Source organism: Planomonospora sp. ID82291 (assembly GCF_015711645.1).
Classification (GTDB): domain Bacteria; phylum Actinomycetota; class Actinomycetes; order Streptosporangiales; family Streptosporangiaceae; genus Planomonospora.
Map to the genome: position 1 here is coordinate 1,014,482 of NZ_JABTEX010000001.1, position 13,770 is coordinate 1,028,251.

Here is a 13,770-nt window from a genome sequence, read left to right on the forward strand (position 1 = left end):
AAAGACGAACTAACTCTATCTCGGACCCCTCCTCTTACGACAACCCCCGCCTGTCCATGACAACGAAGGGAACGCGCCGTGAAAACTCCCCCCGAGGGCGCGACGACCAGCCGCCGGGGCTTCCTCGGCCTGGTGGGACTCAGCGCGGTCGCCGCCGCGAGCGGCGGCCTGCTCAGCGCCTGCTCCACGCCGAGCGGCCCGCGGCCCGGCTCCGGCGGCGCCACCGCGGCCGCTCTCGACAAGCTGACCGCGCAGGTGCCGACGCACATCCCCTACGCGGGCGTCACCCCCGACATCCCCGGGCAGAACGGCGCGCCCGGCGGCTTCACCACGTATCCCTCCCCCCTCGTCGACGCGATCACCGCCAAGCCCGGCAAGGGCGGCCACTACAAGGCCATGACCCCGCTGTGGGGCCCGCTCCCGCCGCCGCTGGGCGAGAACGCCTACTTCGACGCCGTCAACGCCGACCTCGGCGCGACCATCGAGTTCAACATCCTCGACGGCATGACGATCATCGAGAAGATGAACGCGATCATCGCCGGCGGCGACGTCGTCGACATCACGATGATCCCGAGCTGGACCGTCAACCAGATCCCGCAGTTCGGCGAGGCCGTCGGCCGGCTCTTCGAGGACCTCACGCCCTACCTGCAGGGCGACGCCGCCAAGAAGTACCCGCTGCTGGCCAACATCGCCACCGACGCCTGGAAGTGGGGGATCTTCAACGACAAGCTGACCGGCATCCCCGGCAGCTACACCTTCCCGATGGGCGTGGTGCTCCTCTACCGCAAGGACCTGTTCGACGAGAACGGCTGGACCGCCCCCAAGAGCGCCGACGAGATGCTCGCCCTGGGCAAGGAGGTCAACGACCCCAAGAAGAAGCGCTGGGCCTTCGGCGACATCAAGCTGATGGCCTACCAGATCTTCCGCGCCCCCAAGGAGTGGACGCTCAGCGGCGGCAAGCTGGTCCACCGGTACGAGACGCCGGAGTTCGAGGCGGCGGTCGAGTTCATGCGCAAGCTCTACGAGGGCAAGCTGATCCACCCCGACATCGTCAGCAGCAAGGGGGCCAACGGCAAGGAGCTGTTCAAGGCCGGCCAGGTCCTCATCACCCAGGACGGCTTCGGCGGGTGGAAGGAGATGCTGGAGCAGATGCTCCCCACCAAGCCCGACTTCTGGATCGAGGCGCTGCCGCACTTCGGCCACGACGGGGGCGCCCCCGGCTACCACAAGAACGAGGAGCCGGGGCAGTACACCTTCATCAAGAAGGGCCTGGCCAAGGAGAAGGTCGAGGAGATCCTCTCCCTGCTGAACCACCTGGCCGCGCCGTTCGGCACGCAGGAGCACATGCTGTCCGTCTACGGCGTCGAGGGCAAGCACTACACCAAGACCGAGGCCGGAGCCCCCAAGCGGACCGAGCTCGGTCTCAAGGAGGCCCCGCCGACCTACTTCTTCCTCAGCGGCCGGCCCGACGCGATCACCGAGAGCGAGCTGCCCCGGTACGTGGAGACCGCGGCCACCTGGTACAACGAGGCCGCCAAGCACTGGGCGCCCAACCCGCACGAGGGCATCCGGATCCAGCGGCCCGCGGAGTACGCCGCCCTGGAGCAGCCGACCGAGGACAAGATCCAGGACGTCGTCCGCGGCCGCCGCCCGCTCAGCGAGCTGTCGAAGGTCGTCGACGAGTGGCGCAAGGACGGCGGCGACAAGAGCCGCGAGTTCTACATGAAGGTGCTGCAGGACAACGGCCGTGCTTGACAACGCCGAAAGGTCCGGAAAGGACGCGAGCACCGGGCCGGCGGGTGACCTGACCTCACCCGCCGGCACCGGCGCTCCCGCAAAGCGGAGCAGGACCAGCGAGAAGCCTCCGCTGGGCAGCCGGCTGAGGCGCGACTGGCAGCTGCTGCTGATGACCGTGCCCGCGGTCGGGCTGCTGGCGGTGTTCCACTACATCCCGACGCTCGGCAACGTGATCGCCTTCCAGGACTACTCCCCCCACGTCGGGATCGCGGAGAGCCCCTGGATCGGCTTCGCCAACTTCCAGTGGCTGCTCACCGACCAGAGCTTCTGGGACGCCACGCTGAACACGCTCACCATCACGGCGTTCCAGCTGGTGTTCTACTTCCCGCTGCCGATCCTGCTGGCGATCCTGCTCGACAGCGTGATGAACCCCCGCATCCGGCTGTTCGTGCAGAGCATCGTCTACATGCCGCACTTCTTCTCCTGGGTGCTGGTCGTCACGCTGTTCCAGCAGATCCTGGGCGGCGCGGGGCTGATCTCCCAGCTGCTGCGCGCCAACGGCTACGACGGCGTCGACCTCATGACCGACCCGGACACCTTCCTGCTGCTGGTGACGGCGGAGTCGGTGTGGAAGGACGCCGGCTGGGGGACGATCATCTTCCTGGCGGCGCTGGCGGCCATCAACCCGCACCTGTACGAGGCGGCGGCGGTGGACGGCGCCGGCCGGTGGCGGCGGATCTGGCACATCACCCTGCCCGGCCTGCGCCCGGTCATCGTGCTGCTGCTCATCCTCCGCCTCGGCGACGCGCTCAACGTCGGCTTCGAGCAGTTCTTCCTCCAGCGCGACGCGGTGGGCCGGGAGGCCGCGGAGGTGCTGGACACCTTCGTCTACTGGCGCACGCTCGTCACCGGGGAGTGGAGCTACGGCGCCGCGGCCGGCCTGGTCAAGGGCGTGGTCGGCCTGGTCCTCATCCTCGTGGCCAACAAGGTCGCCCACCGGTTCGGCGAACAGGGAATCTACAAACGATCATGAGTACACGCCCCGCATGGGAGGAAGCGCCGAGTCTGCCGGGCAGGCTGGCCAAGGGCCTGACCCTGTCCTTCATCGCATTCGTCGTCCTCTTCCCGATCTACATCGTGGTGCTCACCAGCCTGTCCCCCGCCCACGCGGTGAACGAGGCCGGCGGCCTGGTCGTGGTGCCCAACGGGTTCTCCTTCGCCGCCTATCAGGAGCTGTTCTCCGGCGGCGTGGTCAGCCGGTCCGTGCTGGTGAGCCTCGGCATCACCGCGGTGGGCACGGCGGTGAGCCTGCTCTGCACGGTGCTCGCGGCCTACGGCCTGTCCCGGCCGGGCTCGCTGTTCCAGCGGCCGCTGCTGTTCATGATCCTGCTGACGTTCCTGTTCACGCCGGGCATGATCCCCAGCTACCTGATGGTCAAGTCGCTCGGCCTGATCGACAGCTACTGGTCGCTGATCCTGCCGGGTGCGATCAACGCGTTCAACCTCGTGGTGATGCGGGCCTTCTTCATGAACATCCCGGAGGACGTGCCCGACAGCGCGCGGATCGACGGGGCGAGCGAGTTCCGCATCCTGACCCGGATCATCCTGCCGATGTCCAAGGGCGTCACCGCGGTCATCGGCCTGTTCTACGCCGTGGGCTACTGGAACGCCTTCTTCAACGCGATCCTGTACATCAACGACAACACCAAATGGCCGCTCCAGCTGGTGATGCGCCAGTACGTCCAGCAGGGTCAGTCGCTCACCCTCGGCTCGGCGGTGGACACCTCCGTCGGCGGCGCGCTCCCGCCCAACCTGGCCATCCAGATGGCCATCGTCGTGCTCGCCCTGCTCCCGGTGCTGTTCGTCTACCCCTTCGTCCAGAAGCACTTCACCAAGGGCGTCATCATCGGCGCCGTCAAGGGCTGACCCTCCCCGGCCGCCCGGCGCCGCTCCCCTCGCGGCGCCGGGCCCCGCCGCACGCTCCGGTGCGCCGCCGTACGGCGTGCGGTTCCCGGAGAGCGGCCACGCCGCGTGGGGCACCTGGACCAAGAAGTACAGCGGTGCGCACTCGCCCTCCTCGGGCAGCCTCGCCTTCACCGGTCACCCTTCCTGTCGACGATGGCTATGTACAATATGTTTGTATGTGACCAACATCAGGAGGGAAAGCATGACCGTCACCCAGATCGACATCGACGACGAGGCCCTCGCCGAGGCCATGCGCATGCTCGGCACCACCACGAAGAAGGACACCGTGAACGCGGCCCTGCGGGAATACGTCGCCCGCGTCAAGCGCATCGAGGCGCTGGAGAAGCTCTCCGCCCGAGCGGCACGCGGGGAGTTCGACGAGGCCGTCGCCGCCCACGAGAAGGCCAAGCAGGCGCGGAAGGACGCCTTCTCTTGACGGGCTACCTCATCGACGCCTCCGCGCTGTGGCACCTGTTCCGCACACCGGAGACGCAGGAGGCATGGGCGGATCGGATCACTTCCAGAGCGCTGAGCATCTGTGAACCCACCCGGACCGAGTTCCTCTACTCGGCGACCGGCCCCGACCACCGGGACGAGCTGGAGACCGAACTCAACGACCTCTGCCGACTCGCCGCCGTTCCCAAGAACGCCTGGCGCTGGGTCGAGCAGGCACAGTACAAACTCACCCTGAAGGGGCAACATCGCTCAGCAGGAGCGATCGACCTCCTGCTCTGCGCCACCGCCGTCCACCACGGGCTCACCCTGCTGCACGTCGACAACGACTTCGTCACGGTCTCCGCGGTCATGACCGAGCTCCGGCAACGGGACATCCGTTTCCCCTGATCCTCCGCTCCCGTCACCCCGGATCGGGCCGGAACCCGCCCACCGGGTGGAGCCTCGCCGCCGGTTCCGGGCTCGACGGCGGGCCGTACGAGGTCCGGTCACCCCCACCCCGTACGGCCGTGCACCCGGCGTCACGAACCGGATCACCTATTGACCGTGACCTCCGGGTAGCGCGCGGAGGCCCGGTCGAGCAGCGGCCGCGACCGCCCGCGCAGGTGCAGGTCGAAGAAGGCCCCGACGTACTTCCGGGTGATCTCCAGCGAGCGGGCGCCGGGGAGCGTGCCGAACATCTCCTCGTCCTTGATCACGTCGGCCAGGAGCGGCGCGTAGTCGGTGAGGGCGTTGTGACCCATGCCCTTGACCGTCACCCAGCGCTTCCAGCCCGTCATGTTCCCCCAGTCCCGTCCCCAGGTCGGGTCGGCCCCGCCCTGCGCGTGGAGCTCGCCGGCCCCCAGCAGCATGAACGGCTTGCGGAGCCCCGTGCCGGGGATCGGGATCCAGAAGGTGCCGTCCATGTTGACCCCGGCGCGCACCCGGGGATCGGTGAGCATGGTGTGCGTGGCGCTGTTGCCGCCCAGGGAGTGGCCGGCCATGCCGATCCGGGACCGGTCGATCAGCCCGGCGTGCTCCCAGGCGGGCCTCTTCCCGGTCAGCCGGTCGAGCACGAAAGATACGTCCGCCGCCCGGACCCGGGTGCTCTTCTCACCGAACGCCGAGGTGCCCCCGGACGCACAGGTGGTGCACGGGACGGTGTGCCCGTCCGGGAAGGTGGTGGGGGACTCGTGCGTGTGGTCGATGCCCACCACCGCGTAGCCCCGGCTGGCCAGGTCCTCGGACAGGGCCGTCAGCGAGCTGCGGGGCATGCCGAAGCCGGGCGAGAGCACCACGAGGGGCAGGCCGCGCCGCCGTCCGAGCGGCGCCGCGCCGGTGACCGCGGTGGTCCGCGCCCCGGCCATCGCCGCCGCCACCTCGGGCCCGGCGCCCTGCTCCTTCAGCAGCAGCTCCGCCTCCTTCGCGGTCATGTACGGCGCCCGCGCCCCCTTGGCGGTCCTGGCCGGGTACCAGATGGAGACCATGAGCTCGCGGGGCTTCCCCGCCGCCCAGGGGTCGGTGCGCGAGCCGTCCACCAGGTGCAGCGTGGTCGTGCCCACCGCGTGCGGGCCGGTCGGCCGGGGCAGGGCGAGTCCCGGGGCCCGGTCCGGCGCCGCTGCCGGGGTCGGCGCTCCGGCCGCGGTCGGCGCTTCGGCCTGGTACGGCGCGGCGGCCTGGTACGGCGCGGCGGCCTGGTACGGCGCGGCGGCGGAGATCGGGGCCGGCGCTCCGGCCGGATACGGCGCGGCGGCGGAGATCGGGGCCGGCGCTCCGGCCGGATACGGCGCGGCGAGCGCGGCGGCGGGCGTGGCGAGAACGAGGAGCGCGGCGGCGGCGGCGAGCGCCCCGCGACGTGGTGATCGTGACATGGCACCACCTTCGCGGCACCCCGGCGGCCTGCGCTTCGACCGAAAAGGCACCCGGCCGGTACGACTTTCGAAGATCCCCCTCCGCCGAAGGTCGCAGCCGCGGTGCTCCGGTCACGCCTCCCCGGCCGCGTCCCCCCCGAGGGCGGCGCGCATCCGGGCGATCTCGGCCTGAAGGTCGCGGACCTGCTGCTGGAGGTCGAAGATGCGGCGGACGGCGGGCAGGGTCATGCCCTCGTCGATGAGGTGGATCGCGTCCTGCAGGCTGCCGATCTCGTGGCGGCTGTAGCGCCGCTGCCCTCCGGCCGACCGGGTGGGCCGGACCACCTCGTGCTCGTCGAGACGCCGCAGGAACGCCTGCTGCACCTGGAGCATGTCGGCCACCTGGCCGACGGAGTACAGCGGAGCGTGCTCGTCCTCGAACGGCAGGCGTGCCATCGTCGTCTCCTCGATCGGTGTCGCGGGATGAGCCGACGGGGCGGGCGCCGCCTTCGCGGCGCCCGCCCCGTCACGGCCGGCCTCGGGCGGGTCAGGCCTTGATGGACCTCTGGTCGGCCTGGTCGAGCTTCTGGATCTCGACCTTGCGCGGCCGGGCCCTCTCCAGGACCGGGATGCGCACGGCCAGGACGCCGTTGGAGTAGGCGGCGTCGATCTTCTCCCCGTCGAGGTGCTCGGAGAGGTAGACGCGGCGGGTGAAGGTGCCCATCGGGCGCTCGCGGACGAACAGGCGGTCGTCCTCGCCGTACTCCTCCTCGCGGCTCGCGCTCACGGTCAGCACGCCGCGGTCGACGGTGACCTCGATGGAGTCGGGGTCGACGCCCGGCAGGTCGAACGTGAGGAGCACGTCGTCCTTGCGGCGGACGCCGTCCAGCGGCATGGCCCCGCGCGCGGCGTTCTCGCCCCAGCCGAGCGTCTGGCGTGCGATCCGGTCGAACTGACGGTCGAACTCCTGAACGAACGGGTCGATCGACGTCAGCAGCATCGGTAACCACCTCCGTTGGGACTGGCAGGGTTCCTCAATTCCTGCTTCCTGGAAACCTCACACTTCATTTATAAATTACTCGCAAGCCGAGATGCAAGCAGGGCGGGGAGGTTTTACCGTCCGCCGCCGGAGCGGATCCGCCGCGCTCCGGACCGGCGGGAACCCGGCGGTTCTCCGGGCGGCTCGACGCCGCCCGGAGAACCGCCGAGGACTCCGCCGTCGCCTTCGGAGGCGACGGCGGAGTCCTCGGATCGGTTACCCGGTGCGTCCCGTCAGCGGGTCAGCACGACGTCCTTGAGCCGCAGGTCGCCCCGGGCGACCAGGTAGACGTCCTGTCGTCCCGAGGTCCGCGCGAGTGCCGCGGTGGCCGTCGACCACTGATAGACCCCGCCGGTGGCGGCCACCTGGACCGTGCCCAGCAGCCTGCCGGTCGGCGATCCCGTCCTGACCTCCACGGAGGCGGCCTCGGCCGCCGCGGCCCCCAGTGTCACACCGGTCGCGCCCCGGCCGAGGTCGGCGTCGGCGAAGGAGATCCACTCTCCGGAGGAGAGGGCGACCGCGTCACCGCTCGCCTTGGTCTCGTCCACCAGCTCCGCCCCCGCGTGGTCGTCGAAGTCCGCGGCCCGGACGGCCTTCGTCAGGTCGCGGGCGGGGATGCGCTCCCCGTCCACCCGCAGCGTGCCCCGCTGCCGGATCCGGTCCGAGGAGGAGCCGACGAGCACGTCGTGGGTGGACGGCTCCACCGCGAAGCGGCCCCGGGTCACGTCCCACAGCGCCAGGTCGGCGGTCTTCAGCGGGAACGTGACGGTCGTCGACGCGCCCGGCGCCAGGTGCACCCGCTCGAAGCCGCGCAGTTGCTTGACCGGCTGCTCCACCCGCGAGGAGCGCTGATGGGTGTAGAGCTGGACGACCTCGTCGCCGGCGCGCGATCCGGTGTTGGTCACCTTCACGCTCACCTCGAAGCCGTCGCCGCGCCGGACGGTCTTCAGCCCCTGGTAGCCGAAGGTGGTGTAGCTCAGGCCGTGCCCGAAGGCGTAGAGCGGCCTGTCCTTCGCGTACAGGTAGGTCGAGCCGGTCTTGACGATGTCGTAGTCGAGGAGGTCCGGCAGCTTCGCGTCCTCGCGCGGCCAGGTCTGGGTGAGCCGGCCGGCCGGGTTGGCGTCGCCGTACAGGATGTCGGCCAGGGCGTGGCCGGTCTCCGCGCCGGCGTGGGTGGTCCACAGGACGGCCGGGACCTTCTCCGCCAGGCGGTCGATGGTCGTCGGGTAGCTGTTCTCCAGGACGACCACGGTGTTCGGGTTGGCCGCGCGCACCGCCTCGACCAGCGCCTCCTGGCCCTCCGCCAGGCCCAGGCCGGTGCGGTCGTGGGCCTCGCGGCCGTTGATGAACGGCATGCTGCCGACCACGACCACCGCCGTGTCGGCGCTCTTCGCCGCCGCGACGGCCTCCTCGACCCCGCTGCGCACGGTCTCCTTGGTGAACCGGGTGGCGTTCTCCGCGGTGGTCAGCGAGAGCGCGCCGTCGGCGCCGGCCTGCACGTAGACGTTCGGGCCGAACCAGGACTCGGCGGTCTCGTAGCCGGCGTAGCGCAGCAGCACGGTCCCGTCGGCCTGCGCCTCCAGTTCGAACTGCTCCTGGACGAACCAGCCGGTGGGCTGCTCCTGGGTGTTGGCGAGGGTGGACCAGTTGGCGCGGCTGACGTACTTGCCGTTGGCGACGCTGCGCAGGGTCACGATCCCCTGGCCCCAGTCGACGACGTCGAACTGCTCGGCCTCTCCCGGAGTGGTCCCGGCGAGCCGCAGGTCGCCGCCCGCGCCGGTCGGGGCCGTGAGGTACCGGTCGCCGGCCTTGAGCGCGATCCGGTCGGCGCCCTCGGTCGCGCCGGTGACGGCGGCCCGTTCCCTGATCCCGTCCAGCGGGGTCACCTTGTACGGCAGGGCGCCGGAGTACCAGTCGGTGTAGAGGGTGTCGGCGAGCGGGCCGATGACCGCGACCTTCTTCGCCGGGTCGAGCGGGAGCAGCGCACCGGGCTTCCCGGAACCCTCGGCGGCCGAACCCTCAGGGCCGGAGTTCTTCAGCAGCACCGCCGCCTCGGTGGCGGTCCGCCGGTTCAGCCTCCGGTGCTCGGGGCTGTCGACCACCGCCTTCGTGATCTTCCCGTACGGCCCGCCGTCCGGGTCGAACTCGCCGAGCCGGAACCGCACGCCGAGGATGTTGCGCACGGTCCGGTCGATGTCGGCCTCGGTGAGCAGCCCCTGGGCGAGCGCGGCGTTCACCGAGGCGACCGTCGGGGCGCCCTTGGTGTCGTCCACGGTGAAGCTGTCCACGCCCGCCTTGATCATCGCCGCGGCGGCCTCGGGCTGGGTGGCGAAGTAGCGCTGCGAGCCCGTCAGGTTGTTCGGGCCGCCGGCGTCGGAGACGTTGAAGAGCGTCCGGTCGGTCCACCTCCGCACGCTCGCGTTGAGGTCGGTGACCGTGGCGGGGCGGCCGTTGACCAGGTTGTAGGAGGTCATCACGCCGGTGGCGGCGTCGCTCGCGAGGGCCGTCCGGAAGGCCGGGAGCTCGTACTCGTGCATGACCCGGGGCCGGATGCTGGAGTTGGTGGTGTCCCGGCGGACCTCGTTGTTGTTGGCCATGAAGTGCTTGAGCACCGGGGCGGCCCGCAGGTGGTCGGGGTCGTCGCCCTGGATGCCGCGGCCGTAGGCGGTGGAGATCGCACCCGTGAGCAGCGGGTCCTCGGAGTAGCCCTCCTCGTTGCGGCCCCAGCGGGGGTCCCGGAGCAGGTTGACCACCGGCGCCCAGAGCTGCAGGCCCCACACCCGCGGGTTCTCGGCGTGGTAGCCGCGGGCCTCGGTGCCGACGGCCTCGCCGACCTCCTTGACCAGGTCCGGGTTCCAGGTGCTGGCCAGGCCGACGGCCTGCGGGAAGACGGTCCCCCGGGCGGTGACGACGGCGCCGCCGTTGTCGATGTCGGTGGACCAGGCGACGCCGTGCAGCGCCTCGGTGCCGGTCTTGAACAGGCCGATGCCGAGCCGCTCCACCGCCGGCTGGTACTGGTGCAGCCAGGAGACCTTCTCGGCCAGGGTCAACCGGCCGAGCAGGTCGTCGACGCGCTGCTGGAGCGGGAGCGACGGGTCGCGGAAGGGGTGCTCGGGGGCCGCGTGCGCCGGGGCCGCGACCAGGCCGAGGGCCAGGGCGAGCGCGGCGCCGGCCGCCGCGGCGGACCTGCGTGACGGTGGGCGGGGGAACGCGCGGGAAGAGGTGCGGGAAGGTGCGCGGGAAGACGTGCGGAAGGACGTGCGGAAGGACACTGCGCCTCCAGGTCAGGTGGTCGAGCGCGGGCTTCACGGGGCGGTTCAGCGGGAACGTCCGCCCCCGAGCGGCGGACGGCGACCCCTGACGGCCGCTGGTCGGTCGTGGTCCGGTGTCCGTTCGCGGCCCCTACTTGATCGCGCCCACGGTCACGCCGCGGGTCAGGGTCCGCTGGAAGATCAGGAAGAAGACGACGGCCGGGAGGATGCCGAGCAGCGCCGAGGCGCTCGACATGGTGGCGTCCATCATCTTGTCCCCCTGGAGCACGCCCAGCGCGACCGGGACGGTCTGGTTCTCGTTGGAGATCAGGAAGACCAGGGGGAGGAAGAACTCGTTCCAGGTCCAGATGAAGAAGAAGATCAGCAGCACCGAGAGCGTGGGGCGGCTGATCGGGACCACGACCCGCCAGAGCGCCCGCCACTTGCCGGCCCCGTCGAGCGCGGCGGCCTCCAGGATCTCGTGCGGGAACCGGCCGAGCACCGAGGAGAGCAGGTAGGTGCCGAACGCGCTCTGGACGACCGTGAAGATGATGATCACCCCGAGCCGGGTGTCGTAGAGGCCGACCTCCTTGGACAGGTAGTACAGCGGGTAGACCAGCGCCTCCTGCGGCAGCGTGTTGGCGACCAGGAAGACGACCAGGATCCAGGTCCGGCCGCGGACCCGGCCGATGCCGAGCGCGTAGGCGTTGAACACCGAGAGCACGACGGCGAGCACCGCCACCGAGCCGCTGATCAGCAGGCTGTTCCACAGCTTCCCGCCGAAGTCGACCCGGTTCCAGAAGTCGATGATCCCGTCGAGGTAGAGGCCGTCGGGCAGGCTCAGCGGGCCGTTGGCGGAGTAGTCCGCCGGGGAGCGCACCGCGTTGAGCGTGACGATGGCGAACGGCACCAGCATCACGACGGCCAGCACGGCCAGCGAGACCAGGACCGAGTACTTCCGGATCATCGAACGCTCCTCGGGCGGGTCGGACACGGGCCGGACGGGCACCGACGGGATGGACACGGGCGGGGCCGGCTCAGGAGAGGCCGGCTCAGGAGAAGCGGGTGCGGGAGGGGCCGGCTCAGGAGAGGCGGGCTCGGGAGGGGCGGGTGCGGGAGGGAGGTCACGAGTCGCCGTCCTCGCCGTCCTGGACCCGCAGGAAGAGCACCGTGACCACGATGATCACGAGGGTGAGCACGGTGGCGATCGCGGCGCCGTACCCGACGTTGGCCTTCTCGAAGAAGTTCTGGTAGCTGAAGTAGGACGGCACGAGGGTGGCGCCGCCGGGGCCGCCCCGGGTGAGCACGAAGATCGGCCCGAAGACCTTGAGCGCGGCGATCGTGCAGGTGAGCAGGACGACGTAGATCTCGGGGCGGATCTGCGGGATGGTGATGTGCCAGAACCGCCGGGCCCACGAGGCCCCGTCCATCTCCGCGGCCTCGTACAGCGCCGGGTCCACGCGCTGCAGCCCGGCCATGAAGATGACCACCGGATAGCCGATCTGGAACCAGACCATGATCAGCATCACGCTCGGCAGCGCCCAGTCCGGGTCGCCCAGCCAGCCGCGCGGTTCCATGCCGAACAGCGCCAGGAACTCGTTGAGCACGCCGAACCGGGGGTGCATGATCCAGCCCCAGACGATGCCGGCGATCGCGACGGGCAGCACCTGCGGCAGGTAGTAGGCGGCCCGCAGCACGCTGGCCGTACGGGGGCCGAACTTCTTGCCCACGTAGTCGAAGAGGGTCGCCGCCAGGACGAGCCCGATGATCGTGGGGACGATCGCCATCGCCACGATCAGCGCCGCGTTGTTCCGGAACGACGTCCAGAACCGGGCGTCGGCGAAGAGCCGGGTGTAGTTGTCGAGCCCGAGCCACCGCGGGTCGCCGATCCCCTGCCATCGGGTGAAGGAGATCCCGACGTTCATCAGGAACGGCACCAGGATCACCGCCGCGAACAGCACCGCGCTGGGCAGCAGGAACACCCAGTACCCACCGGTGCGGCGGCGGGGGCGCGGCTCCGGCCTGCGGGCCGCCTTCGGCCGCGCGGCCGGAGCGTGCACTGCCATCAGTCCTTCTTTCGGGGTGTAGGCCGCCGGATCCGGCGGGTTCACCGGGTCCGGCGGGTCTCCGGCCGTCAGTTGCCGAGGTCGGCGAGGTTCTCCTCGTACGGCCCGGCGAGCTCGTCGAGCACCTCGGCGGGCTTCTTGGTGCCGTTGATCAGGTTCTGCACCCCGGCCACCAGCACGTCGTAGTAGCCCGGGGCGGGCCAGTCGGGGTAGAACGCCAGCCCGTCGGCGGTCGAGAGCTTCGTGAAGTTCTCGATCAGCTCCTTGCTCTTCGGGTCGGTGATCGCGGCGGGGTCGGCCGCCACCGGGATGCCGCCGGCGTTGCCGAGCAGGTTCTGGATCTCCTTCTTCATCGTGATGTCGATGAAGTCGTAGGCCAGGTCCTTGTTCTTGGCGTTCTCCGGGACCACCCAGATGTTCCCGCTGGAGCCGGCGTGCAGGGTGTTGCCCGGCCAGAGGAACGAGCCCCACTCGAAGTCCTTGACGTCGGTGACGAACCGGCCGTACCACCACGATCCGGTGACCACCATCGGGTACTTCCCGCCGATGAAGGACAGGCCCATGTCCTCGGCCTTCGTCCCGGCGGAGTCCTTGGCGATGTAGCCCTTCTTCACCCAGTCGGCCGTCGTCTCGGCCGCGTAGGTGAACTCGGGCCCGTGGAAGTCGACCTTGCCCTTGTAGAGCTGGAAGCCGTCCACCCACGGCCGCTGCGCCTTGCTCAGCGCGAGCTGGTAGAAGATCTGCTGCGCCGGGTACTCGGCGCCGCCGACCGCGAGCGGGGTCACCCCGGCCTTGGCGAACGTGTCCATGGCCGCGGTGAACTGCTCGAACGTCGTCGGCACCTCGACCTTGTGCTTTTCGAACAGGTCCTTGTTGTAGTAGACCATCACGTACTCGGCGTAGTTCGGGATGCCGAACCACTTGCCGGAGCCCATGACGCCCCGGTCGTCGTACTTCGCGGTGGTCTGCAGCGACGGGCTGAGCAGCTTGTCCCAGCCGCGCTTGGCGGCCTCCGCCGACAGGTCGGTCAGCAGGCCCTGCTTGGACAGCAGTCCGGCGGTGGCGTTGCCCTTGTTGTACTCCATGACGTCGGGCGCCTCGTCGGAGTTGAGGATCATGCCCGCCGACTGGCGGATCTGCTCGAACGCCTTCTCCTCGAACTGGACCTTGACGCCGGGGTGGGTGGCCTCGAACTGCTTGACCGCCTCGGCCCAGGCCTTGCCCATCGCCCCGTCGGCGCTCTCGTAGTGCCAGAGCTTGAGCGTCCGGGGACCGCTCGCCGCGGGCTCCGCGCCCGCGCCCTCCTGCCCGTCGCTCCCGCAGGCGGCCAGCGCCGCCAGCATGACCGTCGCGGCCAGCGCGGCCGCCCCGGTTCGCAGTGTGAACATGATCGTCTCCCATGGATGGTGGCGGCGGTCCGGCTCCGGACC

The 13,770-nt window shown here is 70.3% G+C and carries 12 protein-coding genes; 5 read left to right on the forward strand and 7 right to left on the reverse strand.

Translation table 11 applies throughout. The features are described 5' to 3' along the window. The first annotated feature begins 78 nt into the window (after nucleotides 1-78). The 5 genes from HS045_RS04275 (at nucleotide 79) to HS045_RS04295 (ending at nucleotide 4,545) form a co-directional block, all read left to right on the forward strand. On the forward strand, nucleotides 79-1,755 hold the full coding sequence (locus HS045_RS04275; protein ID WP_196449849.1) for an extracellular solute-binding protein: 1,677 nt from the start codon (nucleotides 79-81) through the stop codon (nucleotides 1,753-1,755). After that, a complete protein-coding gene (locus HS045_RS04280; RefSeq protein ID WP_374191358.1) occupies nucleotides 1,748-2,770 on the forward strand; it encodes an ABC transporter permease in 1,023 nt (340 codons plus the stop codon). Before HS045_RS04275 ends, HS045_RS04280 begins: the two co-directional genes overlap by 8 nt. Further along, a complete protein-coding gene (locus HS045_RS04285) occupies nucleotides 2,767-3,663 on the forward strand; it encodes a carbohydrate ABC transporter permease (RefSeq protein WP_196449850.1) in 897 nt (298 codons plus the stop codon). The genes HS045_RS04280 and HS045_RS04285 overlap by 4 nt, the downstream gene beginning before the upstream one ends. Nucleotides 3,664-3,904: 241 nt before the next feature. Then, entirely contained in the window at nucleotides 3,905-4,138 is a 234-nt protein-coding gene (locus HS045_RS04290; RefSeq protein WP_196449851.1) for a type II toxin-antitoxin system VapB family antitoxin, read from the forward strand. Further along, on the forward strand, nucleotides 4,135-4,545 hold the full coding sequence (locus HS045_RS04295) for a PIN domain nuclease (RefSeq protein WP_196449852.1): 411 nt from the start codon (nucleotides 4,135-4,137) through the stop codon (nucleotides 4,543-4,545). The genes HS045_RS04290 and HS045_RS04295 overlap by 4 nt, the downstream gene beginning before the upstream one ends. A 143-nt stretch (nucleotides 4,546-4,688) precedes the next feature. On the opposite strand, the gene HS045_RS04300 is transcribed toward HS045_RS04295, so the two are convergent. The 7 genes from HS045_RS04300 to HS045_RS04330 form a co-directional block, all read right to left on the reverse strand. Then, on the reverse strand, nucleotides 4,689-6,005 hold the full coding sequence (locus HS045_RS04300; RefSeq protein WP_196449853.1) for an alpha/beta hydrolase: 1,317 nt from the start codon (nucleotides 6,003-6,005) through the stop codon (nucleotides 4,689-4,691). 111 nt (nucleotides 6,006-6,116) lie between these two features. Then, on the reverse strand, nucleotides 6,117-6,440 hold the full coding sequence (locus tag HS045_RS04305) for a MerR family transcriptional regulator (RefSeq protein WP_196449854.1): 324 nt from the start codon (nucleotides 6,438-6,440) through the stop codon (nucleotides 6,117-6,119). Between the two features lie 91 nt (nucleotides 6,441-6,531). Next, a complete protein-coding gene (locus HS045_RS04310) occupies nucleotides 6,532-6,984 on the reverse strand; it encodes an Hsp20/alpha crystallin family protein (RefSeq protein ID WP_196449855.1) in 453 nt (150 codons plus the stop codon). A 272-nt stretch (nucleotides 6,985-7,256) separates the two neighbouring features. Beyond that, entirely contained in the window at nucleotides 7,257-10,295 is a 3,039-nt protein-coding gene (locus HS045_RS04315; protein WP_307827381.1) for a glycoside hydrolase family 3 C-terminal domain-containing protein, read from the reverse strand. A 130-nt stretch (nucleotides 10,296-10,425) separates the two neighbouring features. Further along, nucleotides 10,426-11,241: a carbohydrate ABC transporter permease gene (locus HS045_RS04320; protein ID WP_196449856.1), complete on the reverse strand. Its 816-nt coding sequence runs from the start codon at nucleotides 11,239-11,241 to the stop codon at nucleotides 10,426-10,428. 157 nt (nucleotides 11,242-11,398) lie between these two features. Next, on the reverse strand, nucleotides 11,399-12,340 hold the full coding sequence (locus tag HS045_RS04325) for a carbohydrate ABC transporter permease (protein ID WP_196449857.1): 942 nt from the start codon (nucleotides 12,338-12,340) through the stop codon (nucleotides 11,399-11,401). A gap of 68 nt (nucleotides 12,341-12,408) precedes the next feature. Then, complete coding sequence (locus HS045_RS04330; protein ID WP_196449858.1) at nucleotides 12,409-13,728, reverse strand: ABC transporter substrate-binding protein; 1,320 nt, start codon at nucleotides 13,726-13,728, stop codon at nucleotides 12,409-12,411. Between the last annotated feature and the right edge of the window lie 42 nt (nucleotides 13,729-13,770).

What these genes read in the sequence shown, in the direction of transcription:
- HS045_RS04285 (WP_196449850.1), top strand. Translation starts at nt 2,767, where the DNA reads ATGAGTACACGCCCCGCATGGGAGGAAGCGCCGAGTCTGCCGGGCAGG.
- HS045_RS04290 (WP_196449851.1), top strand. Translation starts at nt 3,905, where the DNA reads ATGACCGTCACCCAGATCGACATCGACGACGAGGCCCTCGCCGAGGCC.
- HS045_RS04300 (WP_196449853.1), bottom strand. Translation starts at nt 6,005, where the DNA reads ATGTCACGATCACCACGTCGCGGGGCGCTCGCCGCCGCCGCCGCGCTC.
- HS045_RS04305 (WP_196449854.1), bottom strand. Translation starts at nt 6,440, where the DNA reads ATGGCACGCCTGCCGTTCGAGGACGAGCACGCTCCGCTGTACTCCGTC.
- HS045_RS04310 (WP_196449855.1), bottom strand. Translation starts at nt 6,984, where the DNA reads ATGCTGCTGACGTCGATCGACCCGTTCGTTCAGGAGTTCGACCGTCAG.
- HS045_RS04320 (WP_196449856.1), bottom strand. Translation starts at nt 11,241, where the DNA reads ATGATCCGGAAGTACTCGGTCCTGGTCTCGCTGGCCGTGCTGGCCGTC.
- HS045_RS04325 (WP_196449857.1), bottom strand. Translation starts at nt 12,340, where the DNA reads ATGGCAGTGCACGCTCCGGCCGCGCGGCCGAAGGCGGCCCGCAGGCCG.
- HS045_RS04330 (WP_196449858.1), bottom strand. Translation starts at nt 13,728, where the DNA reads ATGTTCACACTGCGAACCGGGGCGGCCGCGCTGGCCGCGACGGTCATG.